Origin of the sequence: Pseudomonas sp. YNh, assembly GCF_037993085.1 — a bacterium.
In the GTDB taxonomy this organism is placed as follows: Bacteria; Pseudomonadota; Gammaproteobacteria; order Pseudomonadales; family Pseudomonadaceae; genus Aquipseudomonas; species Aquipseudomonas putida.
Map to the genome: position 1 here is coordinate 40,578 of NZ_JBBMRJ010000032.1, position 22,361 is coordinate 62,938.

The following is a 22,361-nucleotide window of genomic DNA, read 5'->3' on the forward strand; positions in this document are numbered from 1 at the left end:
TTTGCGAAGGGGCGTTTACTGTGTGGGAATTGGTCAAGTCCGGTGGTTGGATGATGCTGCCGATCATTCTGAGTTCCATCGCTGCCATGGCTATCGTCGTCGAGCGCCTGTGGACCCTGCGCGCCAGTCGCGTCACCCCGCCGCACCTGCTGGGCCAGGTGTGGATGTGGATCAAGGACAAGCAACTGACCAGTGACAAGCTCAAGGCCTTGCGCGCCGATTCGCCACTGGGCGAAATCCTTGCCGCAGGCCTGGCCAACTCGCGCCATGGCCGCGAAATCATGAAAGAGTGCATCGAGGAAGCCGCCTCGCGCGTCATTCACGAACTGGAGCGCTACATCAGCACGCTCGGCACCATCGCCGCCATGGCCCCGCTGCTGGGCTTGCTGGGCACCGTGCTGGGCATGATCGACATCTTCAGCGCCTTCATGGGCTCGCAGATGAATGCCAATGCGTCCGTGCTGGCCGGTGGTATCTCCAAGGCCCTGGTCACCACTGCGGCCGGCCTGATGGTCGGTATCCCGGCGGTGTTCTTCCACCGCTTCCTGCTGCGCCGCATCGATGAGCTGGTGGTGGGCATGGAACAGGAGGCAATCAAGCTGGTGGAAGTGATCCAGGGCGACCGTGAAGTGGAAGTGGCCGGAGGCAAGGCGTGAAGTTCCGGCGCAATCGCCAGCGGGAGAACGTTGACATCAACCTGGCGTCGTTGATCGACGTGGTTTTCGTCCTGCTGCTGTTCTTCGTGGTCACCACAACCTTCACCCGCGAGACCCAGCTGCGCGTCGAACTGCCCGAAGCTGCCAGCGCCGAGAAGGCGCCGGCCGACCAGGACAAGCTGGTGGAAATCACCATCAGCGCCGAAGGCGTGTATTCGGTGAACAACCACCTGCTGCCCAAGAGCGACCTGGCCACCTTGAGCGAGGCCATCGAGCGTGAGTCGGGCGGTGACAACAAGCTGCCGCTGGCCATCAGCGCCGACGGCAAGACCCCGCACCAGGCTGTGGTCACCGCAATGGACGCCGCCGGCAAGCTCGGTTTCAGCCAGTTGCGCATGACCACCGTCGAGGCGGCCCAGGGCACGCCTTGATGGCTTTCGCCGACCGTTTGCTCGCCGCCTGGTACGCCGGGCACCCAGCGCTGGCGCTACTGCGCCCGCTGGAGGCGTTGTACCGCCGCGTGGTCACGCGCAAGCGGGCACGTTTTCTCAGTGGCGAAAGTGCCAGCTACCGGGCGCCAGTGCCAATCATCGTGGTGGGCAACATCACCGTGGGCGGCACCGGCAAGACGCCGATGATTCTCTGGCTGATCGAGCACTGCCGCCAGCAGGGGCTGAAGGTGGGCGTGGTCAGCCGTGGCTATGGTGCCAAGCCGCCGCAGCTGCCCTGGCGGGTGCAGGCCGACCAGCCGGCCGATCAGGCGGGCGATGAACCGCTGCTGATCGTGCAGCGCACCGGCGTGCCGCTGATGATCGACCCCGACCGTTCCCGCGCTGTGCAGGCGTTGCTGGCCAGCGAACCGCTCGACCTGATCCTGTGCGATGACGGCATGCAGCACTACCGCCTGGCCCGCGACCTCGAACTGGTGCTGGTCGATGCCGCCCGCGGCCTGGGCAATGGCCGCTGCCTGCCAGCCGGCCCTTTGCGCGAGCCTGCCGAACGCCTGCAGGATGCTGACGCGGTGCTGTTCAACGGTGCCAGTGCCGACCGAGCCGATGGTTTTGGCTTCTGCCTGCAGCCGTCCGCCCTGGTCAACCTGCGCACTGGCGAGCGTCGTGCCCTCGACCATTTCCCCGCAGGCCAGCGCCTGCACGCGGTGGCCGGTATTGGCAACCCGCAACGTTTCTTCAATACCCTGCTGGGGCTAAACTGGCAGCCGGTGCCGCATCCCTTCGCCGACCATGCACGGTTCAGTGTCCAAAGCCTGGCCTTCAGCCCGCCGCTGCCGCTGGTGATGACCGAGAAGGATGCGGTGAAATGCCGGGCCTTCGCCGCTGACGACTGGTGGTACCTGGCCGTCGAGGCGCAGCCCACGCCGGCTTTCAGCGCCTGGTTCGACAACCAGCTGCAGCGTCTGCTGCGCAAGCCCTGAGCCCGTTTTCAATTTTCGGCCACCTGGCCTAAAGGAAGCCTCCAATGGACACCAAACTGCTCGATATCCTGGCCTGCCCGATCACCAAGGGCCCGCTCAAGCTCAGCGCCGACAAGACCGAGCTGATCAGCAAGGGCGCTGGCCTGGCCTACCCGATCCGCGACGGCATCCCGGTCATGCTGGAAAGCGAGGCGCGTACCCTGACTGACGACGAGCGTCTGGACAAATGAGCCTGGACTTCACCGTGGTGATCCCCGCCCGGCTGCGCTCCACACGCTTGCCAGGCAAGCCGCTGCTGGCGATTGCCGGCAAGCCGATGGTGCAGCATGTGTGGGAGCAGGCGCGCAAAAGTGCTGCCAGCCGTGTGGTCATCGCCACCGACGACGCCAGTATCCTGGAAGCCTGCCAGGCGTTCGGCGCCGAAGTGCTGATGACCCGTGCCGACCATGAATCGGGCACTGACCGCCTGGCCGAGGTGGCGGCGCACCTGGGCTTGCCGGCTGACGCCATCGTGGTCAACGTGCAGGGCGACGAGCCGCTGATCCCGCCGGTGATCATCGACCAGGTGGCGGCCAACCTGGCTGCGCACCCGGAAGCTGGCATCGCCACCCTGGCCGAGCCGATTCATGAGCCGGAAACCGTGTTCAACCCCAACGCGGTCAAGGTGGTGAGCGACAAGAACGGCCTGGCCCTGACGTTCAGCCGCGCGCCGCTGCCCTGGGCCCGCGATGCTTTTGCCAGGGACCGTAACGTGCTGCCAGAAGGCGTGCCGTATCGCCGCCACATCGGCATGTACGCTTACCGCGTCGGCTTCCTGCAGGACTTTGTCGGTTGGGGCCCGTGCGGGCTCGAACAGACCGAAGCGCTGGAGCAGCTGCGTGCCTTGTGGCACGGCGTGCGTATTCACGTCGAGGATGCCATCGAGGCGCCTGCCGTGGGCGTTGATACACCTGAAGACCTGGAGCGCGTAAGGCGCTTGCTGGAGGCTTGATGCGCGTCCTGTTCGTCTGCCTGGGCAACATCTGCCGCTCGCCTACCGCCGAAGGCGTGCTGCGCCATCAATTGCAGGCCGCCGGGCTTGCCGACCGGGTGCACGTGGCTTCTGCCGGCACCGGCGACTGGCATGTCGGCAAGGCGCCAGACAGCCGCACCTGCAAGGCGGCGCTGGCGCGCGGTTACGACCTGTCGCCGCAGCGCGCCCAGCAGGTCAAGGCGGCGCATTTTGCCGAGTATGACCTGGTCCTGGCCATGGACGAGAGCAACCTGCGCGATCTGCGCGCCCTGCGCCCGCATACCGCAGTGGGCGAACTCGACCTGTTCCTGCGCCGCTATGGCTCGGTGCTGGATGAGATGCCTGACCCGTACTACGGCGGCGCTGACGGCTTCGAGCAGGTGCTCGACCTGGTCGAGGCGGCCTGCCAGGCGCTGGTGCTGGAAATCAAGGGGCGGCTATGACAGGGCAGTGGCAGGAGCAGGTATCGCTCAAACCGTACAACACCTTCGGCATCGACGTGAAGGCGCGTTACTTCAGCCAGGCTCAGGATGACCAGCAGGTGCGTCAGGCACTGGGCCAGGCGCAGCAGCGCGGGCTGCCGGTGTTGGTCATCGGTGGTGGTAGCAACCTGCTGCTCACCCGCGATATCGACGCGCTGGTGCTGCACATGGCTAGCCGTGGCTGCCGTGTGCTCAGCGACGATGGTGAACATGTCGTGGTCGAAGCCGAGGCCGGTGAGCCGTGGCATGTATTTGTGCAGTGGACACTGGCGCAGGGCTTTTGCGGGCTGGAAAACCTCAGCCTGATCCCAGGCACCGTGGGCGCCGCACCGATGCAGAACGTGGGCGCCTATGGGGTGGAGATCAAGGACGTGTTTGCCGGCCTGACCGCCCTGGACCGCGAGACGGGCGAACTGCATGACCTCGGTTTGGCAGAATGTGCCTTCGGTTATCGCGACAGCCTGTTCAAGCGCAACCCCGGGCGCTGGTTGATCCTGCGCGTGCGTTTTGCCTTGAGCCGTACCTTGCAGGCCCATCTGGACTATGGCCCGGTGCGTCAGCGCCTGGCGGAGCAGGGCGTGGCCGAGCCGACTGCGCAGGCGATCAGTGATGCTATTTGCAGCATTCGCCGTGAAAAGCTGCCAGACCCGGTGGAGCTCGGCAACGCCGGGAGCTTTTTCAAGAACCCGGTGGTGTCGGCTGAGCTGGTTGAGCGTATTCGTGCGCAATACCCGGCAGTGGTCGCTTATCCTCAGGCCGATGGCCAAGTGAAGCTGGCTGCGGGCTGGTTGATCGAGCAGGCGGGCTGGAAGGGCCATCGCGACGGCGATGCGGGCGTGCATCGCTTGCAGTCGCTGGTGCTGGTCAACTACGGTCAGGCGAGCGGGGCACAGATGCATGCGCTGGCACGGCAGATCCAGGCGGATATCCTGGAGCGGTTCGGGGTTGAGTTGGAGATGGAGCCTAACCTCTACTGAGCGTTCGGCTTTGGAATTGCGGGGTGGCAGAAATCGAGCGCCGCCCGCGCGGCGCTCGATCTCATAGGCAATGCGGCAGTAGCGACGAACACAAGAAAAAGCCCCGCCAGTTCGCACTGGCGGGGCTTTTTCATTCAGCCTTGGCTATCAACTGTGATGAGGCTTGTGCTCATCGGCGGCTTCCAGGGCTGGCTCCTCGGTCGCTGCAGCAGCTTCCTGCGCGGCTTTGGCGGCGGCCTCGGCCTCACGCTTGCGGCGGCGCACTTCACGCGGGTCGTTCGGCGCACGGCCGTTGGCCAGCATGACGGTGGCAGCTTCTGCCTCTACCGGGGCAGGCTCGACGACCACAGGTGCAGGCTCTGCGACTACTTCTGGCTGGGCTTCGACAACCGGTGCAGGCTGCTCGGCAACCGGAGCGGTTTCAACCACGGCCGGAGCTTTTTCGATTTCGCCCGCTTCGACAGCAGGCGTTTCAACAGGGGCTTCGGCGACGATTACCGGTTCGGCAGCAGGCGCTTCTTCAACCAGGTGTTGCGGAGCGACTTCGACTACCGGCTCGGCAGTGACCTCGGCCACGACAACCGGCTCGCTGACAGGCTGCTCCACCACTGGGGCTACGGCAACGTCTTCAGCCTTGGCGACGGCTTCAACCGGCTCGACCTTTTCAGCCTTCTCGACCGGCTGAGCGGCGTGGCTGTTGTCGGTCTCTGCTGCCGCAGCGACTTCGGCGGTGGCCAGTTCGGCCTGCTGGTTGGCCTGGGCTTCGGCGTCGGCGCTGATGTTGCTGCTGGCAACAGCGGCAGTCACGGCCAGGCCGGCGGCCAGTTCGGCACCCAGCTCGGTGGCCTGGTGCTGTTGTGGCTGCTCTTCGCTGCCTTCTTCCTCTTCGCCGCCGTCGATCAGCTCGCCATTGGCGTTGCGCTGGCGCTCACGACGGTTGCTGCGACGACGCTGGCCACGGGAGCGGCGGCGCGGACGCTCGCCATCGGTGCCTTCCTGTTCGTCTTGCAGCAGCTCTTCGTTCGGCAGTTGCTCTTCGGCCAGTTCGGCAGCCTGCTCGGCCGCTTCTTCGGCTACGCGTGGCTGGCGCTCTTCGCGTGGTGGGCGCGGGGCGCGTTCTTCGCGTGGCGCACGTTCTTCGCGAGGTGCGCGCTCTTCACGCGGAGCACGTTCTTCGCGAGGAGCACGCTCTTCACGCGGAGCACGTTCTTCGCGAGGTGCGCGCTCTTCACGCGGAGCACGTTCTTCGCGAGGTGCACGCTCTTCACGTGGTGCGCGTTCTTCACGGGCTACACGCTCTTCACGTGGCTGGCGCTCTTCGCGTTCGGCTGGCGGGGTGGCATCCAGCGGCTCACGCAGTTCGCGCACGCGCTCTTCGCCGCGGTTGCTGCGGCGGTCTTCGCGTGGCTGGCGGGGTGCACGCTCTTCGCGTGGGGCGCGTTCTTCGCGTGGTGCACGCTCTTCACGTGGTGCACGCTCTTCACGTGGTGCACGCTCCTCGCGTGGCTGGCGCTCTTCGCGCGGGGCGCGCTCGGCACGCTCTTCACGCGGCTTGCGCTCTTCGTCGCGGCGGCCGTTGCGGTTGCGGCTCTGTTGACGGCCGTTGCGGCGCTCCTCGTTGCGCGGGCTGCGCTCGGCGGCCGGTTTCTCGGCGACGACAGGTGCAGCAGCTGCAGGTTCGTCCTTGCCGGCGAACAGGCTGACCAGCGACTTCACCAGGCCTTTGAACAGGCTTGGCTCCGGGGCGCTCGGGGCCGGGGCGGCCGGGGCAACAGCCTGAGGCTCTTCAGCAACCGGTACCGGCGCGTTGGTGCGGGCCGGGGCGGTCTTGACCGCTGCTTCCTGGCGAACCAGGGTGCGGGTGGCGGTCTGCTGCGGTGCCTCTTCGGCTTCGGTGGTGGCGATCTCGTAGCTGGACTGGTTGTTCAGCACTTCCGGGTTGTCGTCGCGCAGGCGCTGGACTTCGAAGTGCGGAGTTTCCAGGTGATCGTTCGGCAGGATGATGATGCGCGCACGGGTGCGCAGTTCGATCTTGGTGATCGAGTTGCGCTTCTCGTTGAGCAGGAACGCGGCCACCGGGATCGGCACTTGTGCACGGACTTCGGCAGTGCGGTCCTTCAGGGCTTCTTCTTCGATCAGGCGCAGGATGGCCAGCGACAGCGACTCCACGTCACGGATGATGCCGGTGCCGGAGCAGCGTGGGCAGACGATGCCGCTGCTTTCGCCCAGCGATGGGCGCAGGCGCTGACGGGACATTTCCAGCAGGCCGAAGCGCGAGATGCGGCCAACCTGCACGCGGGCACGGTCCGCTTCCAGGCATTCGCGCACGCGTTCTTCAACGGCGCGCTGGTTTTTCGCCGGGGTCATGTCGATGAAGTCGATCACGATCAGGCCGCCGATGTCACGCAGGCGCAGCTGGCGGGCGATTTCCTCCGCCGCTTCCAGGTTGGTCTGCAGGGCGGTTTCTTCGATATCGCTGCCTTTGGTGGCGCGCGCCGAGTTGATGTCGATAGACACCAGGGCTTCGGTCGGGTCGATCACGATCGAACCACCGGACGGCAGGTCGACCACGCGCTGGAAGGCGGTTTCGATCTGGCTTTCGATCTGGAAGCGGTTGAACAGCGGTACGCTGTCTTCGTACAGTTTCACCTTGCTGGCGTACTGCGGCATCACCTGGCGGATGAAGGTCAGGGCCTCTTCCTGGGCGTCGATGCTGTCGATCAGCACCTCACCGATGTCCTGGCGCAGGTAGTCGCGGATGGCGCGGATGATGACGTTGCTTTCCTGGTAGATCAGGAATGGCGCGGCGCGGTCCAGGGACGCTTCCTTGATGGCGGTCCACAGCTGCAGCAGGTAGTCGAGGTCCCACTGCATTTCTTCGCTGCTGCGGCCAAGGCCGGCAGTGCGCACGATCAGGCCCATGTCGCCCGGCACGGTCAGGCCGTTCAGGGCTTCGCGCAGTTCGTTGCGCTCTTCGCCTTCGATGCGGCGGGAGATGCCGCCAGCACGCGGGTTGTTGGGCATCAGCACCAGGTAGCGGCCAGCCAGGCTGATGAAGGTGGTGAGGGCGGCGCCTTTGTTGCCGCGCTCTTCCTTCTCGACCTGGACGATGACTTCCTGGCCTTCGCTGAGCACTTCCTTGATGTTCACCCGGCCTTCGGGGGCTTTCTTGAAGTATTCGCGGGAGATTTCTTTCAGCGGCAGGAAGCCGTGACGTTCGGAACCGAAGTCGACGAAGGCGGCTTCGAGGCTGGGTTCGATGCGGGTGATCTTGCCTTTGTAGATGTTGGCCTTTTTCTGCTCACGTGCGCCGGACTCGATGTCCAGGTCGTAGAGGCGTTGGCCGTCCACCAGGGCTACACGCAACTCTTCGGGTTGAGTTGCGTTAATCAGCATTCTTTTCATGTTGTACCGTCGGTTTCCGGGCTGCCGGAAACGGCGTTCGGCACACACGACGTCTCATGGTCGGTGCCAAGGTGCGCAAAGGGTGGCCGGGCCACCCCCGTGTCGAGCGACGTTCGGCACCAGCCGGTTGCCCAGCCTGCCGTTGTCGCGACGACGCGTCCTGTTTGCTGCGGTGCCAACAAGGCCCCGGTGGCTTCGAATGGATATCGAATCAACCAAGCGGGCCTTGTGCACTCAGTCAGGAGGAGGAATCAACCTTCAGCCGTGGACGCCCGGGGGCATCTGTTCAGGACCTTATCCGCTCGCCAGCCGTCAGTGGCTGGTGGCCGGACGCGGTGCTACACGGTCCGAGGGCTGTGCATCTCCACCCTGCACGTATCCCTGATAATTCGGGTGCTGCCGCGCGCTGAATCCGCAACGGGTTGCATTTTTCGCCACTGCAGGTACTGCACTGGCGCCATTGATGTCCAAGGCAGGTATTTCCGAAGCATTCGCCGTGCGTTGCGTGGAAGCGACTCGCGGGCAGAGGTACTGCGAAAAGAATCGGGTAAGCAGGTGAAACACCGCGCTTGTCGTTTTTTTTCGCTCTTCTCTACACAGCGCTGGTGGCGATTCCAGGCAATTCGGTAAACTGGCGAAAACCCCGTAGGACGGCCTCGCGTCCTGGAGAATTGCGTTGGTCAGGGCCGGCTGAAAGCCTGGTGCCGCTGGCCTGCCGCTTTTGGCGGCGTTCGCGACTATAGCAGCAATGATTAAGTGCTTCAATTCCATAAAAAATTGTTATGATCCCGCAATGACGACCAATACCCCTCCGACTTCCGGCGTTCAGCTGATCGAAGTCGCGCCGGAGCTTGCCGGCCAACGCATCGACAATTTCCTCATCACGGCCCTCAAGGGCGTGCCCAAGACTTTGGTCTACCGCATCCTGCGCAAGGGTGAAGTGCGGGTGAACAAAGGTCGGGTAAAGCCTGAGTACAAGATCCAGGCCGGCGATATCGTGCGGGTACCGCCCGTCCGCCTGCCGGAGCGTGACGAGCCGGCGCCGGTGGCCCAGGGCTTGCTGCAACGCCTTGAGGCGGCCATTGTCTACGAAGACAAGGCGCTTATCGTGATGAACAAGCCGTCCGGCATCGCCGTGCATGGCGGCAGCGGCCTGAGCTTTGGCGTGATCGAAGCGCTGCGCCAGCTGCGCCCGGACGCCAAGGAGCTGGAGCTGGTACACCGCCTGGACCGCGACACCTCCGGCCTGCTGATGATCGCCAAGAAGCGCAGCATGCTGCGCCACCTGCATGCCGCCCTGCGTGGCGATGGTGTCGACAAGCGCTACATGGCGCTGGTGCGCGGCCACTGGCCGACCTCGAAGAAGCAGGTAAACGCTCCGTTGCTCAAGAGCAACCTGCGCTCCGGCGAGCGCATGGTCGAAGTGAACGAGGAGGGCAAGGAAGCGTTGACCCTGTTCCGCGTGCTGCGCCGCTTTGGCGAGTTCGCCACCATTGTCGAGGCCCGTCCGATCACTGGGCGTACCCACCAGATCCGCGTGCACACCCTGCATGCCGGGCACATGATTGCCGGTGACAGCAAATACGGTGACGAAGACTTCAGTCGCGAAATTCGTGATTTGGGGGGCAAGCGCCTGTTCCTGCATGCCTATGCGCTGACCGTGCCGCTGCCGGACGGTGGTGAGCTGAAGCTTGAAGCGCCTGTGGATGAAGTCTGGGCGAAAACCATTGAACGTCTGGGTGCGTCCTGACCCATGAATAAAGGCTATGAGCTACTGATCTTCGACTGGGACGGTACCCTGGCCGATTCCATCGGGCGTATTGTCGAGGCCATGAATGCCGCCGCCGAGCGTGCCGGCGAGGCGCCCAGCAGCGACGGCGCGGTCAAGGGCATCATCGGTCTGGCCCTGGGTGAGGCGATCCATACGCTGTACCCGCACCTGGCGCCTGAGCAGGTCGAGCGCTTTCGTCAGCACTATGCCGACATCTACATGGCGCTGGACCAGCAGCCTTCGCCGCTGTTCGAGGGCGTGGTCGAGTCGCTGGATGCCTTCCGTGCCGAGGGTTACCGCCTGGCGGTGGCGACCGGCAAGGCGCGTCGTGGGCTGGATCGGGTACTCAAGGCCAATGGCTGGGAGGCGTTCTTTGACATCACTCGCGCTGCTGACGAAACCCGCGGCAAGCCGCATCCGCTGATGCTCGAGGAAATTCTCGGCCATTGCGGCGTCGAACCGGGGCGTGCGCTGATGGTCGGAGACTCGGCATTCGACCTGCAGATGGCCAGCAATGCCGGCATGCATTCGGTGGCGGTGGGCTATGGTGCCATGTCGCTGCAGGCGCTGGCCGAGTTTGGTCCGCAGGTGTGCATCGATCACTTTTCCCAGCTGCGTGAGTGGCTGGGCGGTTCCGCAATTCCACTTCCAAGGTAGGTAAGCATGGCAGACGAATGGAAAGCCCCCGAGGCCGCACCCGAGGAGCGCGAAGGGCGCGAAGAGCGCAAGAGTTGGCAACTGCTGGAAAAGACCTTGCTGGCCAGTGTGCAGGAGCAGCGCCGGGCGCGGCGCTGGGGGATCTTCTTCAAGCTGCTGACTTTCATCTACCTCTTCGGCTTCCTGGCATTGTTCACGCCACTGATGGACATGGACAAGGCGGCATCGCGCAGTGCCAGCCATACCGCGCTGGTCGAGGTACGCGGGGTGATTGCCGACCAGGAAGGCGCCAGCGCCGACAACATCGTCAAGAGCCTGCGCGACGCGTTCAAGGACAGCAAGACCAAGGCCGTGGTCATGCGCATCAACAGCCCGGGCGGCAGCCCGGTGCAGGCGGGTTACGTGTATGACGAAATCCGCCGCCTGCGCGCCGAGTATCCGGCCATCAAGCTGTATGCGGTAATTGCTGATCTTGGTGCTTCCGGTGCCTATTACATTGCCAGTGCGGCGGACGAGATCTATGCCGACAAGGCTAGCCTGGTGGGCTCGATTGGCGTGACGGCGGCTGGTTACGGCTTTGTCGGCACCATGGAGAAGCTGGGCGTGGAGCGGCGTGCCTACACCTCGGGTGAGCACAAGGCCTTCCTTGATCCGTTCTCCCCTGAAAAGCCAGAAGAAACCCGGTTCTGGCAGGGGGTGCTGGACACCACGCACAACCAGTTCATCGCCATGGTCAAGCAAGGGCGCGGCGAGCGCCTGAAGGATAAGGACCACCCGGAGTTGTTCAGTGGCCTTATCTGGTCGGGCGAGCAGGCCAAGGCGCTGGGGCTGGTGGATGGGCTGGGCAGTGCCAGCTACGTGGCGCGTGAAATTGTAGGCGAGAAGGAGCTGGTGGACTTCACTGTGCAGGAGTCGCCGTTCGATCGCTTCTCCAAGCGCGTGGGGGCCAGTGTGGCTGAGCACCTGGCGATGTGGATGGGGTTCCAGGGGCCGCAGTTGCGTTGAGTTCGGCGTGCATTTTGCGGCGCCTGTGAGACCGAGCGCCGCCCGCGAAGCGCCGCGCGGGCGGCGCTCGGTCTCCCAGGCGCAGAAAATCTCAAGCCAGGCTCAAGGGACAACCACCCCCTCCCGGGTCAACATATCCACCAGTCGAATCAACGGCAGCCCGATCAGGCTGGTCGAATCGCACCCGTGGGTGCTCTGGAACAAACTCACCCCCAAGCCCTCTGCCTTGAAGCTTCCTGCGCAATCCAGTGGCTGTTCCGCCGTCACATAGCGCTCCACCCGCTCCCGGCTCAATTCGCGCAGCGTCACCGTAAACGGCACGCAGTCCACCTGGCAGTGCCCGGTCGCGCTATTGAGCAATGCCAATCCGGTCAGAAAGCTCACCTGCTGCCCGCTGCACTCCAGCAGTTGCTCGCAAGCCCGCTCGAACGTGTGTGGTTTGCCCAGCACCTGTTCGCCCAGTACTGCAACCTGGTCCGAACCGATAATCAGGTGCGCGGGATGGCTGCCCGCCAAAGCTTCGGCCTTTTGCCTGGCCAGCCGGCGCACCAGTTCCACGGCGGGCTCGTCATCCCGTCGCTGTTCGTCTATATCGGGGCTTGCCCAAGTGAAGGGCAGGCGCAGGCGTGTCAGCAGTTCGCGGCGATAGGCAGAGCTGGAAGCCAGTAACAAAGGAAGCATGGTAGACTCCGTTTCGGTTGAACCAATCCTATCACGCACGATGCCGCCGAATTTCCTTTGACAGGGACGGGGGGCATCCCTAGAATGCTGCGCCTATGTTGAATGACCCGATTCCACCTCACGTTGACCCGCGCAAATTAGCCGATCGTGGCGTAACCCTTAACGGTTCGCTGCAACTCGCTGATTTGGAAAGACTCTGCGACCCGCTTTCCGACAATGTCGGTACGGTGCAGGCGAAGTTCGATTTTGAACGAGATGAACAGCACGTGGTGGTTATCCACACCGAGCTGAACGTCGAGGTCAAGATGGTTTGCCAGCGTTGTCTTGAGCTGGTCACCCTGCCGATCTACAGCGAATGTACATACGCTGTGGTGAAGGAGGGTGCGAATACCCAGTCGTTGCCGAAAGGCTATGACGTGCTGGAACTGGGCGAAGATCCTTTGGATCTGCAGGCATTGGTCGAGGAGGAGCTTCTGCTCGCCTTGCCAATCGTGCCTGCTCACCATCCGGAAGAATGCCAGCAGCCGGCGGGCGCAGACGAGCCCGAATCGAGCAAGGACGAGGTATCGCGGTCCAACCCGTTCAGTGTTTTGGCGCAGTTAAAGCGTGACCCAAACGTTTAGGAGTTAATCAATTATGGCTGTTCAGCAGAACAAAAAATCCCGCTCTGCCCGTGACATGCGCCGTTCGCACGACGCCCTGTCGGAAAACGCGCTGTCGGTAGAGAAAACCACCGGTGAAATTCACCTGCGCCACCACGTTTCGCCAGAAGGCGTATACCGTGGTCGTAAAGTGATCGATAAGGGCGCTGACGAGTAATCCTTGTCCGCTCAGATCATCGCGATCGACGCAATGGGCGGGGACTTCGGTCCCCGCAGCATTGTCCAGGCTAGCATTGCCTGCCTTTCGGCTACCCCCTCGCTGCACCTGACCCTCGTCGGTCAACCCTCCCTCCTAGAAGATCTTGTCAGCGGCCTTGCAGCTGCGGATCGCGCGCGCCTGCAGATTGTCGCCGCCAGTGAGGTGATCGGTATGGACGAGCGGCCCTCTCAGGCGCTACGCGGCAAGCCGGACTCGTCGATGCGCATCGCCCTCGAACTGGTGCGTGACGGCAAGGCCCAGGCCTGCGTCAGTGCCGGCAATACCGGGGCGCTGATGGCGCTGTCACGCTTCGTGCTCAAAACCTTGCCGGGTATCGATCGGCCAGCCATGGTGGCGGCGATCCCGACCCAGGCGGGTTACTGCCAGCTGCTGGACCTGGGTGCCAATGTCGATTGCAGCGCCGAGAACCTCTATCAGTTCGCGGTGATGGGCTCGGTGGCCGCCCAGGCCCTGGGTGTGCATCGGCCGCGTGTGGCATTGCTGAACATCGGTACCGAGGACATCAAGGGCAACCAGCAGGTCAAGCTGGCGGCCACGCTGTTGCAGAACGCTCGCGGCCTTAACTACGTCGGTTTCGTCGAAGGGGATGGCCTGTACAGAGGGGAGGCGGACGTGGTGGTGTGCGACGGTTTTGTCGGCAACATCCTGCTTAAATCCAGCGAGGGTCTGGCAACGATGATCGGTGCACGCATCGAAAAGCTGTTCAAGGGCGGTGCATTTGCTCGCGTTGCCGGGGCCGTGGCCATGCCGCTGCTCAAGCGCCTGCAGGCCGACCTGGCGCCGGCGCGGCACAACGGTGCGAGCTTTCTGGGGTTGCAGGGTATCGTCATCAAGAGCCATGGCTCGGCAGGCGTGCAGGGCTTCCAGAGCGCCATCCAGCGGGCGTTGATCGAAATTCAGGAAAACCTGCCGCAGCGCCTGCATGGCCGCCTTGAAGACCTGTTGCCTTAGGCATTTCGGCGATGAAGTGCTTAAATGTGACCGCTTGGTCTGCGTTTCCATCCAAGTTTTCAGATTCCGCGCCTGGCCTGCGGCCTGGCGCACCCTATCCGACGAAAAGATCATAAGGGCTTGTTCAATGTCTGCATCCCTCGCATTTGTCTTTCCCGGTCAAGGTTCCCAGTCGCTGGGCATGCTCGCCGAGCTCGGCGCCGAGAAGCCAGTGATCATCGAAACCTTCAAGGAAGCTTCCGACGCACTCGGTTACGACCTGTGGAAGCTGATCCAGGAAGGCCCGGAAGAGCAACTCAACCAGACCGACAAGACCCAGCCGGCCATCCTCACCGCGTCCATCGCGCTGTGGCGCTTGTGGCTGGCGGAAGGCGGCGCCGCGCCAGCCTTCGTCTCCGGTCATAGCCTGGGTGAATACAGTGCCTTGGTTGCCGCTGAAAGCATCAGCCTGAAAGACGCCGTTCGCCTGGTCGAGCGCCGTGGTCAGTTGATGCAGGAGGCCGTGCCTGCAGGTCACGGTGCCATGGCTGCAATCCTTGGCCTGGACGACGCCGTGGTGGTAGAAATTTGCGCCGAGGCGGCAGAAGACCAAGTGGTCAGCGCCGTCAACTTCAACTCGCCAGGCCAGGTGGTCATCGCAGGTAACAAGGCTGCGGTAGATCGGGCCATGGAGCTGTGCAAGGCGAAAGGTGCCAAGCGCGCCCTGCCGCTGGCGGTCAGCGTCCCGTCGCACTGTGCCCTGATGAAGCCGGCCGCCGAGCGCTTTGCCGAATCGGTCAATGCCATCGAATGGAAGGCGCCGCAAATTCCGGTGGTGCAGAACGTCACCGCTGCCATTGCCGCCGACCTCGATGCCCTCAAGCATGACCTGCTGGCCCAGCTGTACCAGCCTGTGCGTTGGGTCGAGTGCGTGCAGACCCTGGCTGCCAACGGTGCAGTCAACCTGGTCGAGTGCGGCCCGGGCAAGGTCCTGGCTGGCCTGAACAAGCGTTGCGCCGACGGCGTGACCACCTACAACCTCAATACCCCTGACGCCGTTGCCGCCACCCGCGCGGCACTGGCCTGATTTGGAGAAGCTTGCATGAGCCTGCAAGGTAAAGTTGCACTGGTCACCGGCGCCAGCCGTGGCATTGGCCAGGCCATCGCCCTCGAGCTGGGCCGCCAGGGCGCGACCGTGATCGGTACCGCCACTTCGGCCTCCGGCGCCGAGCGCATTGCTGCCACCCTGAAAGAGCACGGTATCACCGGCACCGGCATGGAGCTGAACGTGACCAGCGCCGAATCCGTTGAAGCTGTTCTGGGTGCCATCGCCGAACAGTTTGGCGCGCCGGCCATCCTGGTCAACAACGCCGGTATCACTCGCGACAACCTCATGCTGCGCATGAAGGACGACGAGTGGTTCGACGTGATCGACACCAACCTGAACAGCCTCTACCGTCTGTCCAAGGGCGTGCTGCGTGGCATGACCAAGGCACGTTGGGGTCGTATCATCAGCATCGGCTCGGTCGTCGGTGCAATGGGTAACGCTGGCCAGGCCAACTACGCCGCCGCCAAGGCTGGCCTGGAAGGCTTCAGCCGCGCCCTCGCGCGTGAAGTGGGCTCGCGTGGCATCACCGTAAACTCGGTGACTCCGGGCTTCATCGACACCGACATGACCCGCGAACTGCCAGAAGCGCAGCGTGAAGCCCTGCAAACCCAGATTCCGCTGGGCCGCCTGGGCCAGGCTGATGAAATCGCCAAGGTGGTTTCGTTCCTGGCGTCCGACGGTGCGGCCTACGTGACCGGCGCTACCGTGCCGGTCAACGGCGGGATGTACATGTAACACTGCAACTCAATGTGACGGATTTCGTAAAAAAAGAGTCATACTGCGAGCCTAAAATCCGTTATAAAGCTGCAACCAGATTCCAGGCGGCGGGTGCGGTGACTGGTTTGAAGGTGCGTTTAGCTTGAAAAGCGAACGTCTTTCTATAAAATTGGCCACCGGCCAGCTGCCTGACATATATCCATTAGGAGTAAACCTAGGTATGAGCAACATCGAAGAACGCGTCAAGAAAATCGTCGCCGAGCAACTGGGCGTGAAGGAAGAGGAAGTGACCAACGAGAAGTCCTTCGTCGATGACCTGGGTGCCGATTCGCTTGACACCGTTGAGCTGGTGATGGCTCTGGAAGAGGAATTCGAGACCGAAATCCCTGACGAAGAAGCCGAGAAAATCACTACCGTTCAAGCAGCTATCGACTACGTCAACAGCCACAAGGCCTAAGACACTGTAGTCGTCGCTTCTTGACGAGAAAAACCGCACTGCCTTTGCCGGCGTGCGGTTTTTTCTTTGCGAACGCGCTGCTTTGGGGCGAGCCGGCTTCGCTGACCGCGCACCAAGAGCCTGTTGCCATTCCATTCCTGCGCTTGAATGTAATCGCAAGAGACTCTGTTATTAGAAAAGGAGAGTACTGTGTCGCGTAGACGCGTCGTGGTCACCGGTATGGGTATGCTGTCGCCACTGGGTACCGATGTACCGAGCACTTGGCAGGGCATTCTGGCTGGCCGCAGTGGCATTGGTCCGATCGAACACACGGACCTGTCTGCCTACTCCACCCGTTTTGGCGGCTCGGTGAAAGGCTTCGAGGTCGAGCAATACCTGTCGGCCAAAGAGGCCCGCAAGCTTGACCTGTTCATCCAGTACGGCCTGGCGGCCGGATTCCAGGCGGTGCGTAATGCCGGCCTGGAGGTCACCGACGCCAACCGTGAGCGCATTGGCGTGGCCATGGGCTCGGGGATCGGCGGCCTTACCAACATCGAGGAAACCAGCCGTACGCTGCACGATTCGGGGCCGCGTCGCATTTCCCCGTTCTTTGTGCCGGGCTCGATCATCAACATGATCTCCGGGTTCCTGTCGATCCACCTGGGCCTGCAGGGGCCTAACTACGCCATTGCCACTGCGTGCACCACTGGCACCCATTGCATCGGCATGGCCGCGCGCAATATCGCCTACGGTGAAGCTGACGTGATGATTGCAGGTGGCGCGGAGATGGCTGCCTGTGGCCTGGGCATGGGCGGCTTCGGTGCCTCGCGTGCGCTGTCCACCCGCAACGACGAGCCAAGCCGGGCCAGCCGCCCATGGGACAAGGGCCGTGATGGCTTTGTATTGTCCGACGGTGCCGGTGCCCTGGTGCTCGAAGAGCTGGAGCACGCCAAGGCCCGTGGTGCGACAATCTATGCCGAGCTGGTTGGCTTTGGCATGAGCGGCGACGCCTACCACATGACTTCGCCACCCGACACCGGCGAGGGCGCTGCCCGCTGCATGGCCAACGCCTTGCGCGATGCCGGTATCCAGCCGGAAGAGGTCAGCTACATCAACGCCCACGGTACCTCGACCCCTGCGGGCGACGTGGCCGAGGTGGCCGCGATCAAGCGCGTGTTCGGCGAGCATGCCTACAAGCTGGCTGTCAGTTCGACCAAGTCGATGACCGGCCACCTGCTGGGCGCCGCAGGCGCGGTGGAAGCGATCTTCAGTGTGCTGGCGATCAACAGCCAGATGGCCCCGCCCACCATCAACCTGGACGAACCGGACGAAGGTTGCGACCTCGACTTCGTGCCGCACCAGGCGCGCAGCATGCCGATCGACGTGGTGTTGTCCAACTCGTTCGGCTTTGGCGGCACCAACGGCTCGCTGGTGTTCCGCCGGTTCGCCGGTTGATGCACAGCTGGGTCGATGGCCAGCCCTCGGTTGCAGTCAACCTGCAGAACCGCGGCCTGGCCTACGGCGATGGCCTGTTCGAGACCATTGCCGTGCGCGGTGGCCAGCCTAGCTTGCTGGACGGCCACCTCGCACGCCTGGCGCTGGGTTGTCAGCGCCTGGCGATCAGTGCCGACATGGCGCTGGTGCGCGACGAGCTCCTGCGCTATGCCAGCCAGCTCGGTGAAGGTGTAGCCAAACTCATCCTTACCCGTGGTGACAGCCAGCGTGGCTATGCGCCGGTTGCCGGTGCCGTGCCACGGCGAATCCTGCAGGGCAGCCCGTTACCCAGCTATCCTGTGGAGCATGCCGAGCACGGCGTGCGCTTGTTTCCTTGCCAGACCCGGCTTGGGGAACAACCGCTGCTGGCCGGCCTCAAACACCTCAACCGCCTGGAGCAAGTGCTGGCCCGTGCAGAATGGCAGGACAGCGAGCATGCCGAGGGCCTGATGCGTGACGGGCAGGGCAGGGTGATCGAAGGGGTGTACAGCAATCTGTTCCTGGTGCGCGATGGCGTGCTGTTCACTGCCGACCTCAGACGTTGTGGTGTGGCCGGGGTGATGCGTGCTGCATTGCTGGAACAGGCCGCGGTGCTGGGCATCCCGGCGCAGGTCGCTGACCTGCCGTTTGACGCGCTGGAGCAGGCAGATGAAGTATTTGTTTGCAATAGCGTTTACGGCATCTGGCCCGTGCGGGGCGTAGCCGCGCTAAACTGGTCGCCTGGCCCGCTCACCCGTAAACTGCAGGCCGTTGCCCGTACGTTACTGGAAACCTGAATTCGTGAGACGTAAATTCCTGCTACTGCTGGAAATGGGCTTGATCATTGCCGGGCTGGCGCTTGGCTGGTCGGCCTGGAAGGTCAACTCGGTCCTGGAGCAGCCCCTGCACGTGACGCAGGAGCGCCTGCTCGACGTGCCCAATGGCACCAACCCCAACCGCATGTTCTACCGCATGCAACAAGAAGGGTTGCTCGACGATGCTGTCTGGTTGCGCTTGTACTGGCGCTTCAACATGGCTGGCACCGCCCTGCACACCGGCGAATACCGCCTCACCCCTGGCATGACGGTCGAACAGTTGTTCGACGCATGGCGCCGGGCCGATGTAGTGCAGTACAACCTCACTCTGGTCGAAGGCTGGACCTTCCGTCAGGTGCGCTCGGCTGTGGCCAGGCATGAAAAGATCAAGCACACCCTGGACGGCCTGTCGGATTCCGAAGTGATGGACAAGCTCGGCCATACCGGCGTGTTCCCCGAAGGGCGCTTCTTCCCGGACACCTACCGCTTCGTGCGTGGCATGAGCGATGTCGAGTTGCTGCAGCAGGCCTACATGCGCCTGGACGAAGTGCTGGCAAAGGAGTGGGCCGAGCGCACCACCGACCTGCCGTATCGCGACCCGTACCAGGCGCTGATCATGGCCTCGCTGGTGGAAAAGGAAACCGGTATCCCCCAGGAGCGTGGGCAGATTGCCGGCGTATTTGTACGGCGCCTGCGCCTGGGCATGATGCTGCAGACCGACCCGACGGTGATCTACGGCATGGGTGAGCGTTACAACGGCAGGATTACCCGCGCCGACCTGCGCGAACCGACGCCCTACAACACCTATACCATGACAGGGCTACCGCCCACCCCGATTGCCATGGTCGGCCGCGAAGCGATTCACGCGGCGCTCAACCCGTCCGATGGCACCAGCCTGTACTTCGTCGCCCGCGGCGATGGCAGCCATGTGTTCTCCGACGACCTCGACGACCATAATTCGGCGGTGCGCGAGTTCCAGCTCAAACGTCGTACCGACTACCGCTCCAGCCCTGCGCCGCAGCAAGAGGCACAGCCGGGTACTGACGACGCCCAGCCCCAGGTGCCTGCAACTGACGAGCCGGCTGCACAGCCAGCACCCGAAGCGCCGCCTGCGCAGGATGCCCCTGCAGGTGGTGCGCAAGCGGCCGAACGGCCGACGCCTGACGAACAACATTAAGGACTGCCTGTGAGCGGCTTGTTTATTACGCTGGAAGGCCCCGAAGGCGCGGGCAAGAGCACCAACCGCGATTACCTTGCTGCGCGCTTGCGCGAGCAGGGCCTGGATGTAGTGCTGACCCGTGAGCCCGGTGGTACGCCGCTGGCCGAAAAAGTGCGCGAGCTGCTGCTGGCCCCCACCGATGAAAGCATGGCGGCCGACACCGAGCTGTTGCTGGTGTTCGCGGCGCGCGCGCAACACCTCGCGCAGGTAATCCGCCCGGCACTGGCCCGCGGCGCCGTGGTGCTGTGTGACCGCTTCACCGACGCCACCTATGCCTATCAGGGCGGTGGGCGCGGTTTGTCGGTCGAGCGCATCGCTACTCTGGAGCAATTTGTCCAGGGTGACCTGCGCCCGGACCTGACCTTGGTCTTCGACCTGCCAGTGGAAGTGGGCTTGGCCCGTGCTGCCGCCCGCGGCCGCCTGGACCGTTTCGAGCAAGAAGGCCAGGCGTTTTTCGAAGCGGTGCGCCAGGCATACCTGCAGCGCGCCCAGCGCGAGCCGCAGCGCTACAGCCTGCTCGATGCCGCGCAAACGCTGGAAGCCGTGCAGCGCGCCATCGATGCGCTGCTGCCGGCGATTGTGGAGCGTTGCCGTGGCTGACGCCTACCCCTGGCAGCAGGCCCTCTGGCAGCAGCTGGCCGGCCGCAGCCAGCACGCGCACGCCTACCTGCTGCACGGGCCGCAGGGTATCGGCAAGCGGGCCATGGCCGAGCGCCTGATGGCCCGCCTGCTGTGCCAGCAGCCCCAAGGGCTGGATGCCTGCGGCGGGTGCAAGTCCTGCCTGTTGCTAAAGGCCGGTAGCCACCCGGACAACTTTGTGCTCGAGCCTGAAGAGGCCGACAAGCCGATCAAGGTCGACCAGGTGCGCGAGCTGGTGGCGTTCGTGGTGCAAACCGCGCAATTGGGCGGGCGCAAGGTGGTGCTGATCGAGCCTGTCGAGGCGATGAACGTCAACGCCTCCAACGCGCTGCTCAAAAGCCTCGAAGAGCCATCTGGCGATACGGTGCTGCTGTTGGTCACGCACCAGCCCAGCCGCTTGTTGCCGACCATCAAGAGCCGCTGCCAGCAGGTGGCGTGCCCGCAGCCAAGCCTGGCCCAGAGCCAGGCCTGGCTGGCCGGTGCGTTGCCTGACAGTGACGAGGCCGAGCGCGACGAGCTGCTGACGCTGGCCGCCGGTTCGCCATTGATGGCGGTCAGCCTGCAGGCACAAGGTGTGCGCGAGCAACGTGCGCTGGTTACTGACGGGGTGAAGAAGCTGATCAAGCAGCAGCAATCGCCCAGCCAGTTGGCCGATGCCTGGAACGGCGTGCCACTGCTGTTGCTGTTCGACTGGTTCTGCGATTGGTCGCATCTGATCCTGCGCTACCAGTTGACCCAGGACGAGGAGGGGTTAGGCTTGGCTGATATGCGCAAGGTGGTGCAATACCTGGCGCAGAAGAGCCGCCAGGCCAAGGTGCTGGAGGTGCAGGCCTGGATCCTGGAGCAGCGCCAGAAGGTGCTGGGCAAGGCCAACCTCAACCGCGCCCTGCTGCTCGAATCGTTGCTGGCTCACTGGCTGCAACTGCCGGGTACCCGCTGATTTTCATTTTTTCATGTGTGCCGTTATCCCATGCTCGTAGATTCCCATTGCCACCTTGACCGTCTTGACCTGAGTGCCCACCAGGGCTCCCTCGATGCTGCCTTGCAGGCGGCCCGTGAGCGCGGGGTCGGTCATTTTCTGTGTATTGGCGTCAGTGCCGAAAACGCCGGTGCAGTGAAGGCGTTGAGCGAACAGTACGCCGATGTCGATTGCTCGGTGGGTGTGCACCCGCTGGACCTGGCACCGGGTGAAACCCCAGCGCTGGAATGGCTGCTGCGCGAGCTGGCCCACCCCCATGTGGTGGCGATAGGTGAAACCGGGCTGGATTACCACTATGAGCCGGAAGCTGCCGAGCTGCAGCAGGCTTCGTTCCGCCTGCACCTGGAAGCCTCGCGGCAGACCGGCAAGCCGGTCATCGTGCACACCCGTGCGGCACGCGCCGATACCTTGGCACTATTGCGCGAGGTCAACCTGCCGCAGGCTGGTGTGCTGCATTGCTTCACCGAAGACTGGGAGATGGCCAAGGCCGCGCTGGACCTGGGGTATTACATCTCGCTGTCTGGCATCGTTACCTTCCGCAATGCCGATGCCCTGCGTGAAGTGGCTCGGCAGGTGCCGGTCGATCGTTTGCTGGTCGAGACCGATTCGCCGTATCTGGCACCCATTCCGTACCGTGGCAAACCGAACTTGCCACAGTATGTGCGGGAAGTGGCGGAGTATGTGGCTTCGTTGCGGGGCGCCAGTTATGAGCAACTGGCTGAGCAGACTACTGCCAACTTCAAGCGGTTGTTCCCGTTGGCACGGGTGGCTTGATGGCGCATGAGCCTGAGCGCACTTGCACTTGCACTTGCTTTGGCTTCTAAGCGCGCGGTAGCTCAGGCGACACAGATTGCGACTTCAGGAGGCCGAGCGCAGGGCTTGCGGAGGGAGGTGACGGGCATGGATGCCCGTCAAGCGCTGGGCCCCAGGATGGGGCCTGCAGCGCGGTCCTCCCGGGAGCAAGCCCGGAGCGAGGGGACCCCGGAGCGCAGCGTAGGGGCCGGATGATGGGAGCGGACGGTTTTTGGTTCCTTTTTGCCACGACAAAAAGGGACCCGCCGTAAGGGCGGAAAGGTGACTACGCG

General features: G+C 63.6%; 24 protein-coding genes. 22 read left to right on the plus strand and 2 right to left on the minus strand.

Annotation, left to right across the window (positions count from 1 at the left end):
- The first annotated feature begins 20 nt into the window (after positions 1–20).
- Genes WF331_RS24480 through murB form a run of 7 tightly spaced genes read left to right on the plus strand, consistent with a single transcriptional unit; the run spans position 21 to position 4,559 of the window.
- On the plus strand, positions 21–656 hold the full coding sequence (locus WF331_RS24480; RefSeq protein WP_016500907.1) for a MotA/TolQ/ExbB proton channel family protein: 636 nt from the start codon (positions 21–23) through the stop codon (positions 654–656).
- Positions 653–1,087, plus strand: coding sequence for an ExbD/TolR family protein (locus WF331_RS24485; RefSeq protein ID WP_016500906.1), 435 nt, complete (start codon positions 653–655; stop codon positions 1,085–1,087). The genes WF331_RS24480 and WF331_RS24485 overlap by 4 nt, the downstream gene beginning before the upstream one ends.
- Complete coding sequence (gene lpxK / locus WF331_RS24490; RefSeq protein ID WP_059395220.1) at positions 1,087–2,088, plus strand: tetraacyldisaccharide 4'-kinase; 1,002 nt, start codon at positions 1,087–1,089, stop codon at positions 2,086–2,088. Before WF331_RS24485 ends, lpxK begins: the two co-directional genes overlap by 1 nt.
- Positions 2,089–2,132: 44 nt before the next feature.
- Positions 2,133–2,318 (plus strand): Trm112 family protein, encoded by a 186-nt coding sequence (locus WF331_RS24495; protein WP_003247142.1) that lies wholly within the window; start codon positions 2,133–2,135, stop codon positions 2,316–2,318.
- Positions 2,315–3,079 carry a 3-deoxy-manno-octulosonate cytidylyltransferase gene (kdsB, locus tag WF331_RS24500; RefSeq protein ID WP_059395219.1) on the plus strand — a complete coding sequence of 255 codons (765 nt, stop codon included), beginning with the start codon at positions 2,315–2,317 and terminating at the stop codon, positions 3,077–3,079. The genes WF331_RS24495 and kdsB overlap by 4 nt, the downstream gene beginning before the upstream one ends.
- Positions 3,079–3,543, plus strand: coding sequence for a low molecular weight protein-tyrosine-phosphatase (locus WF331_RS24505; RefSeq protein WP_340623374.1), 465 nt, complete (start codon positions 3,079–3,081; stop codon positions 3,541–3,543). The genes kdsB and WF331_RS24505 overlap by 1 nt, the downstream gene beginning before the upstream one ends.
- Complete coding sequence (murB, locus tag WF331_RS24510) at positions 3,540–4,559, plus strand: UDP-N-acetylmuramate dehydrogenase (protein WP_016500902.1); 1,020 nt, start codon at positions 3,540–3,542, stop codon at positions 4,557–4,559. Before WF331_RS24505 ends, murB begins: the two co-directional genes overlap by 4 nt.
- 147 nt (positions 4,560–4,706) lie before the next feature.
- Here the strand turns inward: murB and rne are convergent, their stop codons facing one another.
- Positions 4,707–7,964 (minus strand): ribonuclease E, encoded by a 3,258-nt coding sequence (gene rne, locus WF331_RS24515; RefSeq protein ID WP_340623375.1) that lies wholly within the window; start codon positions 7,962–7,964, stop codon positions 4,707–4,709.
- Between the two features lie 793 nt (positions 7,965–8,757).
- Here rne and rluC point away from each other — a divergent pair.
- The 3 genes from rluC to WF331_RS24530 are packed head-to-tail and all read left to right on the plus strand — an operon-like array spanning position 8,758 to position 11,397.
- Positions 8,758–9,714, plus strand: coding sequence for a 23S rRNA pseudouridine(955/2504/2580) synthase RluC (gene rluC, locus WF331_RS24520; RefSeq protein ID WP_284363712.1), 957 nt, complete (start codon positions 8,758–8,760; stop codon positions 9,712–9,714).
- A gap of 3 nt (positions 9,715–9,717) precedes the next feature.
- On the plus strand, positions 9,718–10,392 hold the full coding sequence (locus tag WF331_RS24525; RefSeq protein WP_016500899.1) for an HAD family hydrolase: 675 nt from the start codon (positions 9,718–9,720) through the stop codon (positions 10,390–10,392).
- A gap of 6 nt (positions 10,393–10,398) precedes the next feature.
- Positions 10,399–11,397, plus strand: a complete 999-nt coding sequence (locus WF331_RS24530; protein WP_016500898.1) for a S49 family peptidase — start codon at positions 10,399–10,401, stop codon at positions 11,395–11,397.
- 102 nt (positions 11,398–11,499) lie between these two features.
- Here the strand turns inward: WF331_RS24530 and WF331_RS24535 are convergent, their stop codons facing one another.
- On the minus strand, positions 11,500–12,078 hold the full coding sequence (locus tag WF331_RS24535) for a Maf family protein (RefSeq protein WP_016500897.1): 579 nt from the start codon (positions 12,076–12,078) through the stop codon (positions 11,500–11,502).
- Positions 12,079–12,173: 95 nt separating this feature from the next.
- Between WF331_RS24535 and WF331_RS24540 the strand changes: the two genes are divergently transcribed.
- The 12 genes from WF331_RS24540 (at position 12,174) to WF331_RS24595 (ending at position 22,050) form a co-directional block, all read left to right on the plus strand.
- On the plus strand, positions 12,174–12,701 hold the full coding sequence (locus WF331_RS24540; RefSeq protein ID WP_016500896.1) for a YceD family protein: 528 nt from the start codon (positions 12,174–12,176) through the stop codon (positions 12,699–12,701).
- A 13-nt stretch (positions 12,702–12,714) separates the two neighbouring features.
- The gene (gene rpmF, locus WF331_RS24545) at positions 12,715–12,897 is read left to right on the plus strand and encodes a 50S ribosomal protein L32 (protein WP_016485486.1); all 183 of its coding nucleotides are present in this window, start codon (positions 12,715–12,717) and stop codon (positions 12,895–12,897) included.
- Between the two features lie 3 nt (positions 12,898–12,900).
- Positions 12,901–13,911, plus strand: coding sequence for a phosphate acyltransferase PlsX (gene plsX, locus WF331_RS24550; protein ID WP_016500895.1), 1,011 nt, complete (start codon positions 12,901–12,903; stop codon positions 13,909–13,911).
- A 127-nt stretch (positions 13,912–14,038) separates the two neighbouring features.
- Positions 14,039–14,977: an ACP S-malonyltransferase gene (gene fabD / locus WF331_RS24555; protein WP_016500894.1), complete on the plus strand. Its 939-nt coding sequence runs from the start codon at positions 14,039–14,041 to the stop codon at positions 14,975–14,977.
- A gap of 15 nt (positions 14,978–14,992) precedes the next feature.
- Positions 14,993–15,733 carry a 3-oxoacyl-ACP reductase FabG gene (fabG, locus tag WF331_RS24560; RefSeq protein ID WP_016500893.1) on the plus strand — a complete coding sequence of 247 codons (741 nt, stop codon included), beginning with the start codon at positions 14,993–14,995 and terminating at the stop codon, positions 15,731–15,733.
- A gap of 202 nt (positions 15,734–15,935) precedes the next feature.
- Positions 15,936–16,172, plus strand: a complete 237-nt coding sequence (acpP, locus tag WF331_RS24565) for an acyl carrier protein (RefSeq protein ID WP_016500892.1) — start codon at positions 15,936–15,938, stop codon at positions 16,170–16,172.
- A 189-nt stretch (positions 16,173–16,361) separates the two neighbouring features.
- Positions 16,362–17,606: a beta-ketoacyl-ACP synthase II gene (gene fabF / locus WF331_RS24570; protein WP_012271164.1), complete on the plus strand. Its 1,245-nt coding sequence runs from the start codon at positions 16,362–16,364 to the stop codon at positions 17,604–17,606.
- Complete coding sequence (gene pabC / locus WF331_RS24575) at positions 17,606–18,421, plus strand: aminodeoxychorismate lyase (protein ID WP_174371556.1); 816 nt, start codon at positions 17,606–17,608, stop codon at positions 18,419–18,421. Before fabF ends, pabC begins: the two co-directional genes overlap by 1 nt.
- Positions 18,422–18,425: 4 nt before the next feature.
- Entirely contained in the window at positions 18,426–19,616 is a 1,191-nt protein-coding gene (mltG, locus tag WF331_RS24580; protein WP_284399549.1) for an endolytic transglycosylase MltG, read from the plus strand.
- Positions 19,617–19,625: 9 nt separating this feature from the next.
- Entirely contained in the window at positions 19,626–20,258 is a 633-nt protein-coding gene (gene tmk / locus WF331_RS24585; protein WP_016500889.1) for a dTMP kinase, read from the plus strand.
- Positions 20,251–21,237, plus strand: coding sequence for a DNA polymerase III subunit delta' (locus WF331_RS24590; RefSeq protein WP_174371555.1), 987 nt, complete (start codon positions 20,251–20,253; stop codon positions 21,235–21,237). The genes tmk and WF331_RS24590 overlap by 8 nt, the downstream gene beginning before the upstream one ends.
- Before the next feature lie 30 nt (positions 21,238–21,267).
- On the plus strand, positions 21,268–22,050 hold the full coding sequence (locus WF331_RS24595; RefSeq protein ID WP_041167825.1) for a TatD family hydrolase: 783 nt from the start codon (positions 21,268–21,270) through the stop codon (positions 22,048–22,050).
- The last annotated feature ends 311 nt before the right edge of the window (positions 22,051–22,361 follow it).

What these genes read in the sequence shown, in the direction of transcription:
- WF331_RS24535 (WP_016500897.1), bottom strand. Translation starts at nt 12,078, where the DNA reads ATGCTTCCTTTGTTACTGGCTTCCAGCTCTGCCTATCGCCGCGAACTG.
- WF331_RS24530 (WP_016500898.1), top strand. Translation starts at nt 10,399, where the DNA reads ATGGCAGACGAATGGAAAGCCCCCGAGGCCGCACCCGAGGAGCGCGAA.
- acpP (WP_016500892.1), top strand. Translation starts at nt 15,936, where the DNA reads ATGAGCAACATCGAAGAACGCGTCAAGAAAATCGTCGCCGAGCAACTG.
- WF331_RS24595 (WP_041167825.1), top strand. Translation starts at nt 21,268, where the DNA reads ATGCTCGTAGATTCCCATTGCCACCTTGACCGTCTTGACCTGAGTGCC.
- rluC (WP_284363712.1), top strand. Translation starts at nt 8,758, where the DNA reads ATGACGACCAATACCCCTCCGACTTCCGGCGTTCAGCTGATCGAAGTC.
- fabD (WP_016500894.1), top strand. Translation starts at nt 14,039, where the DNA reads ATGTCTGCATCCCTCGCATTTGTCTTTCCCGGTCAAGGTTCCCAGTCG.
- rne (WP_340623375.1), bottom strand. Translation starts at nt 7,964, where the DNA reads ATGAAAAGAATGCTGATTAACGCAACTCAACCCGAAGAGTTGCGTGTA.
- WF331_RS24495 (WP_003247142.1), top strand. Translation starts at nt 2,133, where the DNA reads ATGGACACCAAACTGCTCGATATCCTGGCCTGCCCGATCACCAAGGGC.
- WF331_RS24525 (WP_016500899.1), top strand. Translation starts at nt 9,718, where the DNA reads ATGAATAAAGGCTATGAGCTACTGATCTTCGACTGGGACGGTACCCTG.
- pabC (WP_174371556.1), top strand. Translation starts at nt 17,606, where the DNA reads ATGCACAGCTGGGTCGATGGCCAGCCCTCGGTTGCAGTCAACCTGCAG.
- murB (WP_016500902.1), top strand. Translation starts at nt 3,540, where the DNA reads ATGACAGGGCAGTGGCAGGAGCAGGTATCGCTCAAACCGTACAACACC.
- WF331_RS24505 (WP_340623374.1), top strand. Translation starts at nt 3,079, where the DNA reads ATGCGCGTCCTGTTCGTCTGCCTGGGCAACATCTGCCGCTCGCCTACC.
- WF331_RS24540 (WP_016500896.1), top strand. Translation starts at nt 12,174, where the DNA reads ATGTTGAATGACCCGATTCCACCTCACGTTGACCCGCGCAAATTAGCC.
- kdsB (WP_059395219.1), top strand. Translation starts at nt 2,315, where the DNA reads ATGAGCCTGGACTTCACCGTGGTGATCCCCGCCCGGCTGCGCTCCACA.
- fabG (WP_016500893.1), top strand. Translation starts at nt 14,993, where the DNA reads ATGAGCCTGCAAGGTAAAGTTGCACTGGTCACCGGCGCCAGCCGTGGC.
- rpmF (WP_016485486.1), top strand. Translation starts at nt 12,715, where the DNA reads ATGGCTGTTCAGCAGAACAAAAAATCCCGCTCTGCCCGTGACATGCGC.
- lpxK (WP_059395220.1), top strand. Translation starts at nt 1,087, where the DNA reads ATGGCTTTCGCCGACCGTTTGCTCGCCGCCTGGTACGCCGGGCACCCA.